This window comes from Mesorhizobium sp. M1066 (genome assembly GCF_040318635.1).
Lineage (GTDB): Bacteria > Pseudomonadota > Alphaproteobacteria > Rhizobiales > Rhizobiaceae > Mesorhizobium.
Genome location: NZ_JAMYMR010000002.1, coordinates 154,636 through 171,156, shown reverse-complemented (window position 1 = coordinate 171,156; position 16,521 = coordinate 154,636). Strand labels below are relative to the sequence as shown.

Below are 16,521 nucleotides of genomic sequence, written 5' to 3'. Positions count from 1 at the left end.
TCGAGCCGATCAGGTTGCCAGCGTGCGAGAGTGCAGCCTGGGCTTTGGAACTCAGGCCACCGATGGCTCGGCGGTTTCGCGCCTCAACTCCGGTTTGGAACCGAGAACTTCTTCCACAATCCCGCGCGCAATCTCGCGTTCACCCATGATCACCGTATCGGCGCCCAAACCCTTGAGATGTTCGACCTCGGCATCGGAATGGGCACGGGCGATGACGTTGATACCGGGATTGGCGGCGCGGGCGCGGAGCACGATCTGGCCGGCTTCGAAGGCATTGGGGATGGCAAGGATCAGCCGGCTGGCGCCTTCGGGATTGGCGGCGGCGAACACTTCGGCATTGGCCGCATTGCCGGCGACGGTCTCGATGCTGTCCGCTTTCAGCTTCGCCAGCGTCTTGTCGGCGTCCTCGATGACCAGGAAGGGCAGTGCCGCGTCTTTCAGCGCCGAGCCGACCAGGCCACCGACACGGCCGTAGCCGATGAGGATGGCATGGCCTGTGAGTGTCGTCTTTGGCGGCGGCCCGTCGTCCCTTTTCGTCGTTGCCGCGACAGAGGCTACCTGGCCCGGCTCCGTCGCCGGACCAACCGGTTTTGCCTCGACCGGTGGTGCCGTCCTGGCGGCGCGCCGTTCCAGCCACGGCTTCATCCAGTCGATGGCCAGGAACATCAGCGGATTGAGGACAATCGACAGGATCGCACCGGCCAGAATGAGGTCGCGGCCCTGTTCCGGCAGCAGCTTCAGCCCGACGCCGAGTTCAGCCAGAATGAAGGAGAATTCGCCGATCTGGGCAAGGCTTGCCGAAATTATCAGCGCCGTGGCGATGGGATAGCCGAAGGCGACAACGATGGCGAATGCGGCCAGTGATTTGCCGATGACGATGATGGCGAGCGTCGCCAGGATCGGCCAGCCATTGCTGATCAGGCTGAACGGGTCGAACAGCATGCCGACCGAGACGAAGAATAACACGGAAAAGGCATCGCGCAGCGGCAGCGATTCCTCGGCGGCGCGGTGGCTGAGCTCGGACTCGCTCATGATCATGCCGGCGAAGAAGGCGCCCAGCGCCAGCGAGACACCGAATAGTTTTGCCGCACCGAAGGCGACGCCGAGCGCGATGGCCAAAACCGCCAGCCGGAACAGTTCGCGCGAGCCGGTATGGGCGACGTAATGCAGGATCCAGGGAATGACCCGGCGGCCGACCACCAGCATGACGATCACAAAAGCGGCGACCTTGGCCAGCGTGATGCCGACGACGCCCCAGATGCCGTAGCTGGCCGGCAGCGACAGCAGGCCGCTGGCATGGGCGTCAGCCTGCTCCTGACCGCCGAGCACGCCGGCGAGCGCCGGCAGCAGCACCAGCGCCAGCACCATGGCCAGATCCTCGACGATCAGCCAGCCGACGGCGATGCGGCCGCGCTCGGTCTCGATCATCCGCCGTTCCTGCAGGGCACGCAGCAGCACCACGGTCGAGGCCACCGACAGCGCCAGGCCGAACACCAGCCCCGCGCCCATCGACCAGCCAAGCATCCAGGCAAGACCGGCGCCAAGTGCGGTGGCAAAGCCGATCTGGACGATGGCGCCCGGCACGGCGATGGCACGCACCGACAGCAGGTCCTTGAGCGAGAAGTGTAGCCCGACGCCGAACATCAGGAGGATGACGCCGATTTCGGCCAGTTCGTTGGCAAGGCCGGCATCGGCGACGAAGCCAGGCGTGTTCGGCCCGACCAGCACGCCGGCTACGAGATAACCGACCAGCGGTGGAATGCGGAAGCGGTTGGCGAGAGCCCCGAAGACGAAAGCCAGCCCCAGACCGGCGACGATGGTGGCGATAAGGGGCGTGTCATGCGGCATTGTCTATGGAGCGCCTTTCAAAAACAGCGATGTTGGATAAGCGCCGCCCAAAGCCGCCGCCTGTTTGCAATATGGTGGATGGTATGTCGGCGATGCAACCCGCAAAGCCATGAAATCGACGGCGCTGCCGCAAATATTTGCCCGGCAGCCGAGAAAGCTGCCGGCCGGATCGGAGCTTGGGCGGTGCTATTCGTCTCGATCGGTCAGGGCCGATCGACGATGCTCAGGCTGCCCGCAGCAAGGCCTCGATCTCCGGTATGGCATGGTTGGTCAATGTCTTGGGAATTTCGGCGGTCACCTTGTCCCCGACCTCCTTGTGCAGCTTTTTGCGCATTGTCCCAAGCACCACCGGCGGTGCGACGAGCACGATCTCGCGGAATTCGCCGTCATGCGCGAGCTTGTAGAGTCGGGCGGCGATTTCATCGGCGAAACGCTCCTTGCCGATGCGGTGCCAGTCCGTATCCTCGACTGCGCTGCGATGTACGGAGGGACCATCATTGTACCGGCCCGGGCTGTCACTGCCTTGCTCGCGGGTGGGCGGGTTGTCCTGCTGCATTTCCTGCACCACCTCGAGATTCGGATATTTATTGTCGCCAGCGTTCCTGAGGAAAAGCGCCTTCTCGCCATCGGCCACCATGACCCAGATACCGTGCTTGAGTATGATTGTGTTCATGATGACAGGCTCCTTTTCAGCCGCGTGGTGGCCTTTGGTGGCGTTCCGCAGCCGGGGTTTCGATCCGATGACAGGCCTTTTGAGAACGCGCCCGGAGCCACTAATGTTCCAGTCGGCAGCCGCGTCGGCGTTGGACATTCTGGCTATCCAGAGTTCGCGGCTTTAATCTACTAATTTGGTAGAATTTAGAAAAAACAGTTTTGCGGCTTTTCTCGCCGGGCGCTAAAAGACCTGGAATTCAAGGCCCGCGACAGCAGCTTGAATCCGCTCTATCTGTAAATGAGAAATATTTTTCTCTTGGCTGGGATGCTTTCAGAAAAGCAATTGCATCCCGATAAGGGATGCGCGAGTGCGTTCCTTCTGGTTTCTCGCGCCCGCGCGTAGAACTGCAAGCTCATTCAGGATTCCGCTCGCGTCCATGTCGCACACTGCTCCCAAGCTCAACGCCTTCCCCGTGTTCATGCGGGTCGAGGGCGAAGCCGTGGCCATCGTTGGCGGTGGCGAAGAGGCGCTGGCCAAGGCGCGGCTGATCGGACAGTCGAGTGCGGTCCTGCGGATCATCGCGGAACACGCCGAGCCCGACCTGCTCGCCTTCGTCGCCCAGGTCGGCGCGAGCCATTTTGCCGCCGCTTACGACGCATCGCAGCTCGAAGGCGCGGTCATGGTGTTTGCCGCCAGCGGCGACGAGGAACTCGACCGCCGGGTGGCCGCGGATGCACGCCGCCTAGGCATTCCGGTTAATGCCGTCGATCGGCCTGAGCTTTGCGATTTCTTCACTCCGGCGTTGGTCAACCGCGCGCCGGTCGCCATCGCCATCGGCACCGAAGGCGCCGGGCCGGTGCTTGCCCAGATGTTGCGCGGTCGCATCGACCGCATGCTGTCGCCGTCGCTCGGGCCGCTGGCAATTCTTGCGGCTTCGTTCCGCGGGGCTGCCGAGAAGCTGCTGCCGAGAGGCAATGCCCGCCGCCGCTTCTGGAATGATTTCTTCTCTGGCGCTCCTGCGCGCGCGGCTGAAGCGGGCCAGCTTTCGCAGGCGCATGACGCCGCCGTCGATCTTCTGCTGTCGAACACGCCCGCTTGCGGTCACATCGCGCTGGTTGGCGCCGGTCCGGGCGCCGAGGATCTACTGACCTTGCGGGCCCATCGTCTGCTGATGGAAGCCGATGTCATCGTCCATGACGCGCTGGTGCCGGAGGCGGTGGTTGCCATGGGTCGCCGCGATGCCGAGCGTCTGCCGGTCGGAAAGCGCAAGGGCTGTCACACCAAGAGCCAGGCTGAGATCAATGCGCTGCTGGTCGAGCTTGGCCGTGAAGGCAAGCGTGTCGTGCGGCTGAAGTCTGGCGATCCGCTGGTGTTCGGCCGGGCCGGCGAAGAGATGGCGGCACTTCGCGATGCCGGTATCGCCTATGAGGTGGTTCCGGGCGTCACCGCGGCCTTTGCCGCCGCCGCCGATTTCGAACTGCCGCTGACCTTGCGCGGTGTCTCCTCGTCGATGGTGTTCACCACCGGCCACGACCTCAAGGGCAATTCGCTGCCCGACTGGGCCAAGCTCGCCATTTCCGGCGCCACCGTCGCCGTTTATATGGGCCGCTCGGTGGCCGCCGAGGTTGCCGGACGGCTGATCGAGGCCGGTCTGTCGCCGGACACTGCGGTGGCCGTGGTCGAGAATGCCAGCCTCGCCAACCGGCGTCGCTTCCACGGCACGCTTGCCGACCTGCCGTCGCTGGAAGCGCGCGCCGATCTTTCCGGCCCGGTCATGACCATCATCGGCGATGCGGTCGCCGGCGCCAACTTTGAGCGATCCGAGCCGCTGGCGGCACACAGGCATGAAGGTGCGTCCAGTTCGGTCGCCGAAGGAGTTCAGCAATGAAGATACTGACCGCCAACCGCCTCACCGACGGTATTGCCGTCTGGTACGCCGATGGCGGCTGGGCCGAGACGGTGGACCATGCCGACCTCGCCCATGACAAGGCAGCCGAGGACAGGCTCGAGGCGACCGGCGCCACGGCCTATGCCGCCAACGAAGTGGTCGACGTCAATTTGATCGACGCTGAAGTCGTCAACGGCGTCGTCCAACCGGTCCGACTGCGCGAGAAGATCCGCGCCGCTGGCCCGACCATCCGCAACGATCTCGGCAAGCAGGCTGCGCGGGCAGCATAACCAAGACACCAGGCATGGGCGGACGCGCCCTGAAAGACCAAGCATGTACCGTTACGATGAGTTCGACCACGATTTTGTCCAGGCCCGCGTCGCCGAGTTCAGCGACCAGGTGCAGCGCCGCCTTGCCGGCGAGATCACCGAGGAGCAGTTCCGGCCATTAAGGCTGATGAACGGCGTCTATCTCCAACTGCACGCCTACATGCTGCGCATCGCGGTGCCTTACGGCACGCTGAACGGCAAGCAGTTGCGCATGCTTGGCCACATCGCCCGCAAATACGACAAGGGCTACGGCCATTTCACCACGCGCCAGAACATCCAGTTCAACTGGCCGGCGCTGTCTGACATTCCGGCGATCCTGGCGGATCTCGCGAGCGTCGAGATGCATGCCATCCAGACCAGCGGCAATTGCATCCGCAACGTCACCGCAGACCACTTCGCCGGCGCTGCCGCCGACGAAGTCGCCGATCCGCGTCCCTACGCGGAAATCCTGCGCCAGTGGTCGTCGGTGCATCCGGAATTCTCGTTCCTGCCGCGCAAGTTCAAGATCGCGGTGACGGGCGCCGAGCGCGACCGCGCCGCCATCCAGACCCACGACATCGGCCTGCACCTGAAGAAGAACGCCGCCGGCGAACTCGGTTTCGCCGTCTATATCGGCGGCGGCCAGGGCCGCACGCCGATGGTTGCCCGCAAGATCCGCGACTTCCTGCCGGAGGCCGAGCTTCTGTCCTACTGCACGGCGATCCTGCGCGTTTACAACCTCTATGGCCGCCGCGACAACAAGTACAAGGCGCGCATCAAGATCCTCGTCCATGAGACCGGGGTCGAGGAGATCACCCGTCAGGTCGAGGCCGAGTGGCAGGAGTTGAAGGACGCCGAACTGAAGCTGCCGGAAGCCGACATCCGCGCCATCGAGGCCTATTTCGCGCCACCGGTGCTCGCTGGGCGGCCGGAAGGCGACCAGGCGGTCAAGCTGGCGCGGCTCGATTCCAAGGGGTTCTCGGAGTGGCTCGACCAGAATGTCGTGACGCACCGCCATCCGGACTATGCGGCGGTGACGATCTCGCTGAAGGGCATCGGCGAGGTGCCCGGCGACGCTTCGGACAGCCAGATGGAAGCGATCGCCGACATCGCCGAGAAATATGGCTTTGACGAGCTGCGTGTCAGCCATGAACAGAACCTGATCCTGCCGCATGTGGCCCGCGCCGACCTCAAGGCGGTCTATGATGCGCTGGTCGGCATCGGCCTGGCGACGGCCAATTCCAACCTGATATCGGACATCATCGCTTGCCCGGGCCTCGACTACTGTGCGCTGGCCACGGCGCGCTCGATCCCGATCGCGCAGGAAATCTCGCAACGCTTCGCCTCGCTTGAGCGGCAGCGCGAGATCGGCGAACTGAAGCTGAAGATCTCCGGCTGCATCAACGCCTGCGGCCATCACCATGTCGGCCACATCGGCATCCTCGGTGTCGAGAAGAAGGGCTCCGAACTCTATCAGGTGACGCTGGGCGGCTCGGCCGACGAAAACACCTCGGTCGGCGAGATCATCGGCCGCGGCTTCTCGTCGGAAGAGATCACCGACGCCATCGAGCAGATCGTCGAGACCTATCTCGGCCTCCGGCTCGACCCAAAAGAGAAATTCATCGACGCCTACCGCCGAGTCGGTCCCGCGCCGTTCAAGGAGGCGCTCTATGCTGGCGAAGCCAAGGCCGCTTGACCGTATCGGAGACGTCGATGACGGCATCGCCGCCAAAGCGGCGGGGCTCGATGCGCTCTACGGTCATCTGAAGCCGATCGAGATCATCGAACGCTCGGCCCGCGAACTGTTCCTCGACGAGATCGCGGCGGTGTCGTCGTTCGGCGCGGATTCGGCTGTACTGCTGCACATGATCGCCAAGATCGATCGCATGCTGCCGGTCATTTTCCTCGACACCGGCAAGCATTTCGAGGAGACGCTCGGCTATCGCGACGCGCTCGCCGCCGATTTCGGGCTGACCAACATAAGGGTGATCAAACCCGAGGAAGCAGCACTCGAACGGATCGATCCGACGGGCAATCTGCATCAGAGCAACACCGACGCCTGCTGCGACGTGCGCAAGGTGGAGCCGCTGGCGCGCGGTGTCGCGCCATTTCGTGCCTGGCTCACCGGCCGCAAGCGTTTTCAGGCCGCGACGCGGGCGGCGCTGCCGGTGTTCGAGGCGGTCGGTCCGCGCATCCGCATCAATCCGCTGGCGCATTGGACGACATCGGACCAGGCGGACTACATGCGCGCGCATGCGCTGCGCGAAAATCCACTGGTCGCCTATGGCTATCTGTCGATCGGCTGCTTCCCGTGCACGCAGCCGGTGCAGCCGGGCGAGGACGCGCGCAGCGGCCGCTGGGCCGGTCACGCCAAGACCGAGTGCGGCATTCACCTGTCGGGGCTGGAGAAGTCGCTGACCGACGCATCACTATAGGGTATGCTGAAACTCAGCCGGCCTGCGAACGGCGACCTTCATCCGGAGGCCGCCGGCTTTGCGTGGGATGGACTTTCAGCGGACCTGGATCTTGGGGCTTTAGGAATCTTTATGACTGGACCGACGACACCGGAGACCCGACTCTGGACCCCTGCGGGTTTTCAGGAGGATGAGTGGACGCATGCCGAAAGCGCCGATGCGCTGTCCGGCAACGGCCGCTTCATCCTGCCGTTGCAAGTCTTCCTCGATCTGGATCCGGAGGTGCGCCGCTCGGCCAAGGAACGGCTCGGCGTCCTGCTGCAGCCGGGTGATCAGCTCGAGAAAATTGCCGACCTGCTCGACCAGCTGTCGCTGGTGGCATTGGCCTTCCCGGCCTTCAGCGACGGCCGCTCCTTCTCCAAGGGAGAACTGCTGCGCGGCCGCTACCATTTCGAAGGTGCCGTTCGCGCCACGGGCCAGGTGCTGGTGGACCAGCTGCCGCATATGCTGCGGCTGGGCTTCGACGAGTTCGAGATTTCCAATCCGGTGCTGTTGAAGCGCCTGGAGGAGGGCCGTACCGGCGGATTGGGGCTCTACTACCAGCCATCCGCCGTGCCGGAACCAAAAGGCCCGAAATACTCCTGGCGGCGCGTTCGCAGCAGCTGACGTTGCGGTAATTCCGCGCGTCTTTACATCAGTCGTGTTCAGGCCTTCTCTTGATCATCCGGATGGAAAATCCGTGGACGATCGGGGAGGGGTCTTCATGCGTTACGACTATGTCATAGCCGGCGGTGGGTCCGCCGGCTGTGCGCTTGCCGCGCGGCTTTCGGAAGATCCATCGAAAACGGTCTGCCTGATCGAAGCTGGCGGCGAGGGCAGGGATATGCTGATCCGCGCTCCTGCTGGCATTATCGGCATGCTTTCCGGCCGGCCCAGGATCAACAACTGGGCCTTCGAGACCGTGCCGCAGCAAGGTCTTGGCGGCCGTAAGGGCTACCAGCCGCGCGGCAAGGCGCTGGGCGGCTCCAGCGCCATCAATGCAATGCTCTATGTCAGGGGCCATCGCAGCGACTACGACGAATGGGCAAATCTAGGCTGCGAGGGCTGGTCGTGGGATGACGTGCTGCCCTATTTCCGGCGCGCCGAGGGCAATGAGCGCGGCACTGATGCGTTGCATGGCGGGGACGGCCCGCTGAAAGTGTCGAACCAGCGCTCGCCGAGGCCGATCGCCAAGGCCTTCATAGAGGCTTGTGCCGAAAACCAGATTCGCGCCTCGAACGATTTCAACGGACCGGAACAAGAGGGCGCCGGCTATTTCCAGGTGACCCAGTTTGCCGGTGGCGCCCGTAATGGCGAGCGCTGTTCGACTGCCGCCGCCTATCTCCATCCGGTGATGCAGCGGACCAATCTGACCGTGGTCACGCGGGCGCACGCCACAGGCATCGTCCTTGACGGCAAGCGCGCCACCGGCATCCGCTACCGGACACGCAAAGGCGAGACAGTGGCACAGGCGTCGCGCGAGGTGATCCTCTGTGGCGGCGCCTTTGGTTCGCCGCAGCTTCTGTTGCTGTCGGGTATCGGCCCGGCGGCCGAACTTGCCGTGCATGGCATTCCCGTCGTCCACGAATTGCCGGGCGTCGGCAAGAACCTGCAGGATCACCTCGATTTCATCGTCGGCTGGAGATCGAAGGACACCGATATGCTTGGCATGAGCCCGCGCGGCGCGTTGGGTTTCCTCAGGCACATCGCGCAGTGGCGCCGGGATGGAACCGGGCTGATCGCCTCGCCGGCGGCCGAGAGCGGCGCTTTCGTCAAATCCGACCCGGCGCTTGAACGCCCTGACCTGCAGCTGCAATTCGTCATCGGCCTGGTCGAAAACCATGCGCGCACGCTGCACTACGGCTTCGGTTTTTCCTGTCATGTCTGCATATTGCGGCCGCACTCACGTGGCGAGGTTGGGCTGGCCAGCGCCGATCCATTTGCCGCGCCACGCATCGATCCGCGCTTTCTCGGCGACCAGCGCGATGCGGAACTGCTGCTGAAAGGCGTGAGGATCACCCGGCAGGTGCTGGCTTCGCCGGCGCTGACGCGCTACCGGCACAAGGAAATGCACATCGCCGGCGAGCCGAGCGATGCCGATCTGATGACCCATATCCGTACCCGCGCCGACACGGTCTATCACCCGGTCGGCTCCTGTCGGATGGGAGTCGACGAGATGGCGGTGGTCGATCCGCAACTCAAGGTGCGCGGGCTTGAAGCCTTGCGTGTCGTCGACGCCTCGGTGATGCCGACACTGATTGGTGGCAACACCAATGCCCCAACCATCATGATCGCCGAAAAGGCCGCCGACATGATCAGGGCTGCCTGATCGGAGCTCCAGGCCGCGGCGCCCATAGCGCGGCGGTCCTTTTGTTATGACGCAATTGCCCAGGGAAAACGTTACGCGCTTTCCCTGGAAAACCGTTCAAACTTCTCTTGGAATTGCTTAAGCCGCCGCCCGTGCCTCGCGGAACGACACCAGCTTGCGGCGGTTTTCGTCCCACAATGCCAGTTTGACGCAGCGCAAGCTTTCGAGCAGCGTGACACGGCCGATGTCGCGCAACTCGGGATAATCCCGCAGCACTTCCTGCAACCGGTAGCACGGCACCTTGGCGGAGAGATGATGGACGTGATGGACACCGATGTTCCCGGTGAGCCAGTTCAGCACCGGCGGTAGATCGTAATAGGACGATCCGTGCAGGGCGGCGTGCTGGAATTCCCAGTCGGCATCCTTCGCCCATTCCGTTTCCTCGAACTGGTGCTGGACGTAGAACAGCCAGATGCCGGCCGAACCGGCGAGGATGACGATCGGCAAGTGGACCACCAGGAAAGCGCCTGGGCCTACGAACCAGATGAGGATGGCTGCTGCGACCGCGATGCCAAGATTGGTGGTCATCGACGACACCCAAGGGGTCAGTCCGCCGCGCATCATGCCGACGGGGAGCCTTTGCTCGAAGATGAACAGCCAGATCGGACCGAGCCCGAACATCACCAGCGGGTGGCGATAGAGACGGTAGGCGAGGCGGCCTCGCCACGACATCTGCCGGTATTCCGCAACGGTCAGCGTCCGGATGTCGCCCATGCCGCGTTCGTCAAGATTGCCGGCGCTGGCGTGGTGCGTCGCGTGGGCACGCCGCCAGCAATCGTAGGGCGTCAGCGTCAGGATGCCGAGCACGCGGCCAATCCAGTCGTCGGCGTAGCGATTGGCGAAGAAGGAGCCGTGGCCGCAGTCGTGCTGGATCATGAAGATGCGCACCAGAAACCCAGCCGCGGGAAGGATGAGGACCAGTCCCCACCAATGGCCATAGGCATAGGCCGCCGAGGACAGTCCCCAGAGTATGGCGAATGGAATGAGGGTGATGGCGAGTTCTACGGCGCTGCGCCGCCTGTCGGGCTTCTTGTAGCGGGCGAGAATCTTCAGCCAGGCGCGCTTGCTGTTGGCGACCGCCTCAGGGGAAATCATGTTCATCAGGAAGCATAGGCGCGGTGCCTCGCCGCCGCAAGGCAGCATCACGCAAAATTACTGTGCGTAATTGTCGCGTGGCTCGGCGGCCGAGCCAGTCGACCGCCGGTTTTCCGTTGACGTCGATCGCTATTCGCGATCGAGGATAGGACAGCCGCGCTCGGTGCCAAAAGTCACGCGCACGCGGTCGCCACCCTGTCTGCCGCGGACCGTGATCTCCCGGCGGCCGACGGACTCAATTCTTGCGCGGCGGATGCCCATTCGCTCTGCCTTGTCGAGAGCCCGGTCTTCCGTGCAGCCCCGTTGACGCCGGTCGCGCCGATCGTCGCGACGGGGGCCTTCGCAATCGTCGTAAGCGGGGTCGCAATCTTCCATGAGCTTCAGCCGCGGGCCATGTTTGCCCAATTGCAGCTGCAGATTGTCTGCTTGTGCCGGAAAGGCCGCCAAGGTGATGGCGCCGAGGCCGACAAGCGCCATCAGCGATGAGGTGATCGAAACCTTGCGCATTACGTCCTCCATTTGAACCAACCCATCTATCTTAGATGGTTCGGCTCTCCCCGGCTATTGCCGATAGGAGGTTTGCTGCCAGGATCGATTGTTGCGTTACGGCCGGCGCCAGCCGATGTCACCGCGCTCCGCCCCATCGAGGCGGTCGAGCAGTTCTCTGAGCCGGTCGGGGATGTCGGCCTCGGTGCGGAAGGCCGGCAAGGTGCGCAGGAAGCGGGTCACCGCCTCGGCGCCGAACTGGCGCCTGATCTCGATGGCCAGCCCCTCTGCCTTTTCGCCCATGTTGCGGGTCATCATCTCAAAATCCTGTGTCGGCTTCGAAACTCCTCCAGCAAGCGAATGGTTCCCCCATCCTGCCTGTGTGGCAAGCAAAGCCGGCAGTTAGGGTAAAATTTGAATTAAAATCGAAATGTCTTGGCCGTCATTGTCTGGCCTTGGCTGGCGGCCTCTCTAATCGCTTACCCCTTGATTTTTGACCGCCAAACATCGATATCGGGCACAAAATCCACATCATTCGAGATTGACGGGAAACGGCGATGAGCGACCAGGCAAAAGACGAACGCGCGCCCGATGAAGTCGAGGCGACCGAGCCCCCAGCCGAGCGCACGGAAGGCAGCACCGACGGTGACTATGAAGCCCTTGTGCGGCTGTTGAAGGAAAATGAAGAGCTGAAGGACCGCGCGCTGCGCGTGGCGGCCGAGATGGAAAACCTGCGTCGCCGCACGGCGCGCGATGTGCACGATGCGCGCACCTACGCGGTCGCGAATTTCGCCCGCGACATGTTGTCGGTGTCGGACAATCTGCGCCGCGCGCTGGATGCGATTCCCGCCGAGGCCAAGGCATCGGGTGACGCCGGCTTCAAGGCGCTGATCGAAGGCGTCGACCTCACCGAGCGCGCCATGCTGTCGGCGCTGGAACGGCACGGGGTCAAGAAGCTCGCGCCGGAAGGCGAGAAGTTCGATCCCAATTTCCATCAGGCGATGTTCGAAGTGCCCAATCCGGATGTTCCGGCCAACACCGTGGTCCAGGTCGTGCAGCCGGGCTATTCGATCGGCGACCGCGTGCTGCGCCCGGCCATGGTCGGCGTCGCCAAGGGCGGGCCAAAGTTCGCCGCCGCTGAAGCACCGGTTGAGCCGGGGCCGGTGAACGAACAGGCTGAGAAAGATGCGTGAGGCAAGGAATAGGCAGTAGGCAGTAGGCAGTAGGGAAACTAGGGCAGTCGTATCAATCGCGCGGCTTCGTGCTATTCCTACTGCCTAATCCCTAGCTCCTACTGCCTTAGCCCCATGAACCCTATCGCGCTTCTCGACTATGCCGGTGTCGCCGTCTTCGCGGCGACCGGGGCGCTTGCGGCTTCGCGTAAGCAGCTCGACATCATCGGCTTTCTGTTCCTGGCCAGCGTCACCGGGATAGGCGGCGGCACGCTTCGCGACGTTATCCTCAACCTGCCGGTTTTCTGGGTCGCGAACTCCGGCTATGTGCTGGTCTGCGCCGCGGTTGCGGTGCTGGTCTTCTTCAGCGCGCATCGTGTCGAATCGCGCTGGAAATGGCTGCTCTGGCTCGACGCCGTCGGGCTCGCCGCCTTTTCGGTGATGGGCGCGGCCAAGGGGCTTGCGATTACCGGCTCGCCGGTCGTGTCCGTCATCACCGGCGTGCTCACCGCCACTTTCGGCGGCATTTTGCGTGATCTCCTTGCCGGCGAGCCATCGGTGCTGCTCAGGCCCGAAATCTACGTCACGGCGGCCCTTGCGGGTGCCGGCCTTTACACGCTTGGCGATCTTGCCGGCCTGCCGCCGCTCGCCTCGGACCTTGCCGGCTTTGCGGCGGCGTTCCTCGTGCGCGGCGGTGCGCTCAAATTCGGCTGGTCGTTTCCGTCCTACAAAAGCCGACCCGGCAGGCGGCCGGAAGATATTCCGTGAAGAGAGGGAATAGGGAATAGGGAATAATTAGTAGTCACAGGAGGTTAATCGTGGCGTCTTCACTACTGACTACTGACTACTGACTACTGACTACTGACTACTGACTACTGACTACTGACTACTGACTACTACTGCCTACTCACTCACGCCGCGAAGCGCTGGGCTTCGCCGCCATAATAGTTGACGTAGCGTGCGCCGATCTCCTTGACCGGCATCACGACGAACACATCGACCGTCGAGAATTCGCGATCGATGACGCAACCATCGCCGATGCGGGCACCGACGCGCAGATAGCCCTTGACCAAAGGCGGCATCGCGGCGATCGCCGCCTTGGCATTGACGGCCTCGATCGGCATCAGATCCATCGAGCAATAGCGCCCGGACACCGCGCGCACGTCCCAGGCCGAATTCGTCCGGCAGTGGTGGGCGAGGTAGGTGAGCGCCTCGGCATGCGCCGCCGGCACGGTGCCGTGAAAGGACGCGCAGCCGGTCATCACACCGATTTCGTAATGATTGATGTAAGCCCAGATACCTTGCCACAACGCCTCGATGGTGCGCTTCGAGCGGTATTCCGGCAACACGCAGGAGCGGCCGAGTTCAAGGAAACGCTGGCCGGGGTGACGGGCAATGAGCTTGGTCAGCTCGAATTCACCTTCGGAATAGAAGCCACCGGCCGTGGCCGCGATTTCTTGCCGCAGCAGCCGATATGTGCCGACGATGCGGCGATGTTCGGGACCGGAAAGCGTGGTGTCCAAAACCAGCAGATGGTCGCAGAGCGGATCGAACCGATCGGCGTCCCGGCGGTCATGGGCCTGGAACAGGTCCTTCCTGGCGCCAAGTTCGTCGTAGAACACCCGGTAGCGCACTTCCTGCGCGGCCGCGATCTCGGCCTCGTTGCGAGCGAGCCGCACTTCAAGATTGCCTATACGGCCCAGCGCAGCGCCCTTTATGACGGAATCGACGTTACGTCCGGCAAGCAAGGCGCTGCTGGCGTTCGGCCGAGTGTCACATTCCGGCATAACTGTATGCACGAGTGATTCTCCTTCGAGCCATCCCTCTTGGCACGGGGATACGGTGTAGGTGCAACAGGATTGTGACAGTACCGTGATACGACGTCATGGGCAATACTTCGTCGGCTGGCGAATACGATCAACCGGCTACGTTTAAGTGATCGCCCGTGCCGAATGGCGGTGGAAAGCTCAGGCCGCGACGACCTGCCCCTCGACGGCATTGACCAGCGCCTCGGGGTCGAGCGGCTTGGTGACAAAGCCGCTGGCGCCATGAGCCAACACCGCATGGCGGGTCTTTTCCTGGCTGTCGGCCGACAGCACCATGATCGGCACCGGCCGCACGGCACTTTCTTCCTCATGGCGGCGGATGGCGGCGATCGCGTCCAGCCCGTCCATCACCGGCATGTGCAGATCCATCAAGACCACGTCGAAGCGGTCCTTGTGCGCGGCGCCGGTGACAGCCTCGACGGCGGCCTTGCCGTTGCCGACCACCTTGACGCGATGCCCGGCCTTCAGCAGCGTGGCGCGGGCCAGCATGGCGTTGATGTCATTGTCCTCGGCGATCAGCACCGACAGGCCGCGCTGGCGGTTGCCGACGGTGCGCAGCGTCAGCGCGCCGCGCCTTTCCGGCTGCGGCGGGCCGAGGCTCGGAGCATGGCTGCTCAACAGCACACGCAGAAGTGTTCCGCCACGCACCGGTCTGGCCAGGAAGGTTGCGTAGCCGCTGGCGCGGAACTCGCCAAGCATGCCGCGATCGGTCGGCGCGATCAGCGTGATCGCCTCACAGTCGGAGAAACCGCTCTGGCGCAGGCGCTTGAGCAGCCTTCCGTCGCCTTCTTCCATCGCTGCATCGACCAGGATCGCATCGCAGCCGGCGGCGAAAGGCGCGGCCTGTGCGGGAGTGGTGGCGATGTCGACCGCGCCGCCATTGGCGCGGATGGTGCGGGCGATTGCGTCGGCCTCGACGGCGTTCTTCGACAGGATCACCGCGCGTCTGCCCGAGAGAGCATTCTGATGGCCCTGCGGCGCTTCGGTGGCCGCTATCGCAGGGATTTCGAAGACGAATTCGGATCCCTGGCCGAGCCGGCTGGATACCGAGATCGTGCCGCCCATGGCGGCCACCAGGCGTCTGGAGATGGCAAGGCCGAGGCCGGCCCCGCCATGTGTGCGTGTCGACGTGCCGTCGGCCTGCTCGAACTCCTCGAAGATGCGCTCCAAGTCGGCATCACGCAGGCCCGGACCGGTATCGGCTATGGTGAAGCATATGCGGTCGCTGGTTTCGGTGCGTGCGCGTGCTATGCTCACCAGCACGCCGCCGCTGTCGGTGAACTTGATGGCGTTGCCGATGAGGTTGAGAAGCACCTGCCTGACCTTGCCCGGATCGGCGGTGATCAATTGCGGCACGTCGGGTTCGACATGGCAACCCAGCCCGATATCCTTGGCGAAGGCGCGCGCTGCCAGCAATTCGATGATGTTGTCGGCGATCTCGCGCACCGACATCGGCTGCGGCTCGGGGTCGAAACGCCCGGCTTCGATCTTGGAATAGTCGAGAAGATCCTCGATCAGGGCAAGCAATGCGCTGGCCGAGGTCGAGACGGCGCCGACATAGGTCTGCTGCTCCGGCGACAGGCTGGTGTCGGCCAGCAACCTGGCCATGCCCATGATGCCGTTCATCGGGGTGCGGATTTCATGGCTGACGGTGGCGAGGAAGCGCGATTTGGCCTGGCTGGCATATTCGGCACGTTCGCGTGCGGTGATCAGCGAGGATTCGGCGCGCTTGCGGGCGGTGATGTCGCGGGCGATGGCGCGGTGCGAAACCGCGCCGCTGTCCTTGTCGCGCACCGACAGTTCGATCCAGGAGAACCAGCGCTGCCCGCTCGGCGTGCTGATAGAGACATCGGTGGAACTCAGACACTCATGGTCGGAAAAGGCGGCATCGGGAACCATGCCGACCTCGATGCCGAGTTCTGCCAGGGTCTTGCCGGCAAGGTCGCGCTGGTCGATCTCGACGAGATCGGCGAAGACCTTGTTGGCATAGACGATGTAGCCATCGCGGTCGCGATGGATGACGAGATCGCCAAGCGCGTCGATCAGGCCGCGAAAGCGCTCGTCGCTCTCCTGCATCTCCCACATGCGGTCGGCCAGCGTCTCGATCTCGGCTCGGCTGCGGGCGGTGGTTTCGTCAAGAAGGGCAGAGGTGCGATGTTCGCTCCGCCTGGCGCGCAGATGCAGGGCAAGACCGGCAAGACCGGTTGCCAGCAATGCGACGCTGATGAAGATTGGTGCCCCGGTCAGATGCGCCAGCCCGGCCACCACCACAATGGCGACGAATGTCAGAAAGGGCAGGCTTTCGCGCCTGGAGAATTCCGGCTCGGGCACCAGCGGCGGGAGCACCGCATCGACGTCGTCGCCAGTGTCCGCCTGTTGGCTGCCGGATTCCGCGATCATGCGAAATCCTTGCCAGACAGAG

15 protein-coding genes are annotated in these 16,521 nt (G+C 63.7%); 8 read left to right on the top strand and 7 right to left on the bottom strand.

The features are described from left to right. Positions 1–51 precede the first annotated feature (51 nt). Together NKH52_RS03845 and NKH52_RS03840 are read right to left on the bottom strand one after the other, a co-directional pair. Positions 52–1,848: a cation:proton antiporter domain-containing protein gene (locus NKH52_RS03845; RefSeq protein ID WP_352728127.1), complete on the bottom strand. Its 1,797-nt coding sequence runs from the start codon at positions 1,846–1,848 to the stop codon at positions 52–54. Positions 1,849–2,071: 223 nt separating this feature from the next. Further along, positions 2,072–2,521 carry a baeRF12 domain-containing protein gene (locus tag NKH52_RS03840; RefSeq protein WP_352728129.1) on the bottom strand — a complete coding sequence of 150 codons (450 nt, stop codon included), beginning with the start codon at positions 2,519–2,521 and terminating at the stop codon, positions 2,072–2,074. Positions 2,522–2,939: 418 nt separating this feature from the next. Here NKH52_RS03840 and cysG point away from each other — a divergent pair, with 418 nt between their 5' ends. The 6 genes from cysG (at position 2,940) to NKH52_RS03810 (ending at position 9,481) form a co-directional block, all read left to right on the top strand. Beyond that, positions 2,940–4,391, top strand: coding sequence for a siroheme synthase CysG (gene cysG / locus NKH52_RS03835; protein ID WP_352728131.1), 1,452 nt, complete (start codon positions 2,940–2,942; stop codon positions 4,389–4,391). Further along, positions 4,388–4,681, top strand: coding sequence for a DUF2849 domain-containing protein (locus NKH52_RS03830; protein WP_352728132.1), 294 nt, complete (start codon positions 4,388–4,390; stop codon positions 4,679–4,681). Before cysG ends, NKH52_RS03830 begins: the two co-directional genes overlap by 4 nt. A gap of 43 nt (positions 4,682–4,724) precedes the next feature. Next, on the top strand, positions 4,725–6,395 hold the full coding sequence (locus tag NKH52_RS03825; protein ID WP_352728134.1) for a nitrite/sulfite reductase: 1,671 nt from the start codon (positions 4,725–4,727) through the stop codon (positions 6,393–6,395). Beyond that, a complete protein-coding gene (locus NKH52_RS03820; protein ID WP_352728136.1) occupies positions 6,370–7,134 on the top strand; it encodes a phosphoadenylyl-sulfate reductase in 765 nt (254 codons plus the stop codon). Before NKH52_RS03825 ends, NKH52_RS03820 begins: the two co-directional genes overlap by 26 nt. Before the next feature lie 111 nt (positions 7,135–7,245). After that, on the top strand, positions 7,246–7,779 hold the full coding sequence (locus tag NKH52_RS03815; RefSeq protein WP_352728138.1) for a DUF934 domain-containing protein: 534 nt from the start codon (positions 7,246–7,248) through the stop codon (positions 7,777–7,779). 97 nt (positions 7,780–7,876) lie between these two features. Beyond that, entirely contained in the window at positions 7,877–9,481 is a 1,605-nt protein-coding gene (locus NKH52_RS03810; RefSeq protein ID WP_352728140.1) for a GMC family oxidoreductase, read from the top strand. A 117-nt stretch (positions 9,482–9,598) separates the two neighbouring features. Here the strand turns inward: NKH52_RS03810 and NKH52_RS03805 are convergent, their stop codons facing one another. The 3 genes from NKH52_RS03805 to NKH52_RS03795 all read right to left on the bottom strand — a co-directional run bounded on the left by NKH52_RS03805 (position 9,599) and on the right by NKH52_RS03795 (position 11,419). Then, positions 9,599–10,621: a fatty acid desaturase gene (locus tag NKH52_RS03805; RefSeq protein WP_127296398.1), complete on the bottom strand. Its 1,023-nt coding sequence runs from the start codon at positions 10,619–10,621 to the stop codon at positions 9,599–9,601. 123 nt (positions 10,622–10,744) lie between these two features. Then, positions 10,745–11,122, bottom strand: a complete 378-nt coding sequence (locus NKH52_RS03800; RefSeq protein WP_164780323.1) for a hypothetical protein — start codon at positions 11,120–11,122, stop codon at positions 10,745–10,747. A 96-nt stretch (positions 11,123–11,218) separates the two neighbouring features. After that, positions 11,219–11,419: a hypothetical protein gene (locus tag NKH52_RS03795; protein ID WP_023812523.1), complete on the bottom strand. Its 201-nt coding sequence runs from the start codon at positions 11,417–11,419 to the stop codon at positions 11,219–11,221. A 239-nt stretch (positions 11,420–11,658) separates the two neighbouring features. On the opposite strand from NKH52_RS03795, the gene grpE reads away from it, so the two are divergent. Further along, positions 11,659–12,294 carry a nucleotide exchange factor GrpE gene (gene grpE, locus NKH52_RS03790; protein WP_352728142.1) on the top strand — a complete coding sequence of 212 codons (636 nt, stop codon included), beginning with the start codon at positions 11,659–11,661 and terminating at the stop codon, positions 12,292–12,294. Between the two features lie 114 nt (positions 12,295–12,408). After that, a complete protein-coding gene (locus tag NKH52_RS03785; protein ID WP_127296394.1) occupies positions 12,409–13,041 on the top strand; it encodes a trimeric intracellular cation channel family protein in 633 nt (210 codons plus the stop codon). 143 nt (positions 13,042–13,184) lie between these two features. Here the strand turns inward: NKH52_RS03785 and olsB are convergent, their stop codons facing one another. Both olsB and NKH52_RS03775 read right to left on the bottom strand, forming a co-directional pair. Then, the gene (gene olsB, locus NKH52_RS03780; RefSeq protein WP_023812526.1) at positions 13,185–14,060 is read right to left on the bottom strand and encodes a l-ornithine N(alpha)-acyltransferase; all 876 of its coding nucleotides are present in this window, start codon (positions 14,058–14,060) and stop codon (positions 13,185–13,187) included. Between the two features lie 180 nt (positions 14,061–14,240). Beyond that, positions 14,241–16,499 carry a response regulator gene (locus NKH52_RS03775; RefSeq protein ID WP_352728145.1) on the bottom strand — a complete coding sequence of 753 codons (2,259 nt, stop codon included), beginning with the start codon at positions 16,497–16,499 and terminating at the stop codon, positions 14,241–14,243. Positions 16,500–16,521 lie beyond the last annotated feature (22 nt).